Raw genomic sequence first — 1,648 nt, forward strand, 5'->3', positions numbered from 1 at the left:
CGCGCGGGCAGAGGCCCCGCGCGCTCGGAGTCAGGGCCCGTGCGGGTGGAGGCCCACGCGCACCCGCGTCTTGCTGGCGCGCAACTCCGACAGCTTGCGCCGCTCCTCGTTCATGTCCAGCCCACGGGCCTGCCAGACGAGGTCCTCCAGCAGCGGCTCCAGCAGCACTCCCACGTGGTTGAGCAGCAGGAAGCCGTCGCGGAACACCATCAGCGCGGGCATCGCCTGCACGCCCAGGACTTCCACCAGCTCCTCCTGCGTGTCCACGTCCACCCGGGCGAAGGTGATGTCCGGGTGCCGCTCGGCCACCCGCTCGAAGATGGGGTCGAAGTCCCGGCAGGGCACACACCACCTGCCCCACCAGTGGATGAGCAGGATGCCGGGCCTGGCGAGCACCGGTCCGAAGTTCTTGCTGTCCAGCGACACCACCGTCATGGGCCTCTCCCGAGCTCCGGACCCCACACCGGCCTTTCCCTAAGTGAGGAGCCAGGAGGCGTCAGGGAAGATTGTCCCCGGTCGCTAGCGGAAAAGCCGGGCAACCCTCTTTCCTTATCCGGAAGAAGCGAGTGAAACTGAACACGTCCGCTCCAGGGGTACGGGCCCGCGGACACTCCCGGTCGGTGCGCTCCGGCCCGGTGGCCCGTGGAAGCGGAGAGTGCCGTGAAGCCCAGGGTCCTGATCGTGGATGACTCGTGGTCCATGCGCCAGACGCTGCGGCTGTTGCTCTCCCCTGACTTCGAGTGTGCACTCGCCGAGAATGGGGCCACCGCGCTGGACCAGGCGCGCCAGCAGCCCCCCGACATCATCGTGTCGGACGTGAACATGCATGGCATGGACGGGTACGAGCTGTGCCGCCGCGTGCGCGCCGAGCCCCCGCTCCAGCAGGTGCCCTTCCTCTTCATCAGCGGCCATGCCCCCCGCCCGGGCCTTTCCGAGGCCGTCGACACCTACCTCGTCAAACCCGTGCAGCCCGCCGTCCTCATCGCGCGGCTGCACGAGCTGCTCCAACCGCGGCCCCTCGCCGTGGCCCAGGCCAAGAGCTGACCCGCCGAGGCTCTCTCATGACGTGCGGCTGGCGCGAAGGACTCCAAAAGAGGCCGCCCGCGTACTGCTGAACCTCTTGCCGCGGCCGCCACGAGGCGTCGAGACGGTGGGGAGCAAGGGGGATTGGCTACTGGAGACGTACCGGGGCCAGGGCTACACCCTCGTGCCCGCGAAGCAGGATGGCCCGGTGCGCCTCCCCCCCGAGTCGGATGAAGTCCTGAAGGCGAAATACCTGACACACCGTCCGGAGATTGGGAGTGCACACCTGGGTAGTAGGACGCCCTGGCGGCACCAGGCACCTCCTGGAAGTGGGGCGCGGCTCCATGCGAACAAGCGTCTCGGGTCTCCGGCGGGCGGAGAGGCCAGCGAGGAGCACACATGGACGAGGAGAAGAAGTCCGAGGCGAGCGGGGACGACCCGGAGCGGTTGGGGCCGTACCTCCTCCAGGAGCAGGTGCCGCAGACCGATTACACCGAGGGGACTGTCTACCTGGCCACGCACGAGCCGAGCGGGGCAACGGTCCTGTTGCTCAAGCTCGCCAAGAAGGGGGCGGCCACGCTGAAGGACCTGCGGGGGCTCGTCAACGTCTCGGCCTCACTCGGCT

Annotated in this window: 2 protein-coding genes and 1 pseudogene; 2 read left to right on the forward strand and 1 reads right to left on the reverse strand. The window is 68.8% G+C overall.

The genetic code is table 11. From position 1 onward, the window contains the following. Positions 1-30 precede the first annotated feature (30 nt). Positions 31-435, reverse strand: coding sequence for a thioredoxin family protein (locus VF794_RS20000; protein ID WP_331112758.1), 405 nt, complete (start codon positions 433-435; stop codon positions 31-33). A gap of 225 nt (positions 436-660) precedes the next feature. Here VF794_RS20000 and VF794_RS20005 point away from each other — a divergent pair, with 225 nt between their 5' ends. Both VF794_RS20005 and VF794_RS20010 read left to right on the forward strand, forming a co-directional pair. Next, positions 661-1,044, forward strand: coding sequence for a response regulator (locus tag VF794_RS20005; protein ID WP_331112760.1), 384 nt, complete (start codon positions 661-663; stop codon positions 1,042-1,044). A 378-nt stretch (positions 1,045-1,422) separates the two neighbouring features. Continuing rightward, positions 1,423-1,648: pseudogene (locus VF794_RS20010) on the forward strand (hypothetical protein); the annotation flags it as partial.

Origin of the sequence: Archangium sp., assembly GCF_036389735.1 — a bacterium.
Lineage (GTDB): Bacteria > Myxococcota > Myxococcia > Myxococcales > Myxococcaceae > Archangium.

Excerpts from the sequence above, each read along its gene's own strand:
- VF794_RS20000 (WP_331112758.1), bottom strand. The coding sequence starts at position 435 with ATGACGGTGGTGTCGCTGGACAGCAAGAACTTCGGACCGGTGCTCGCC.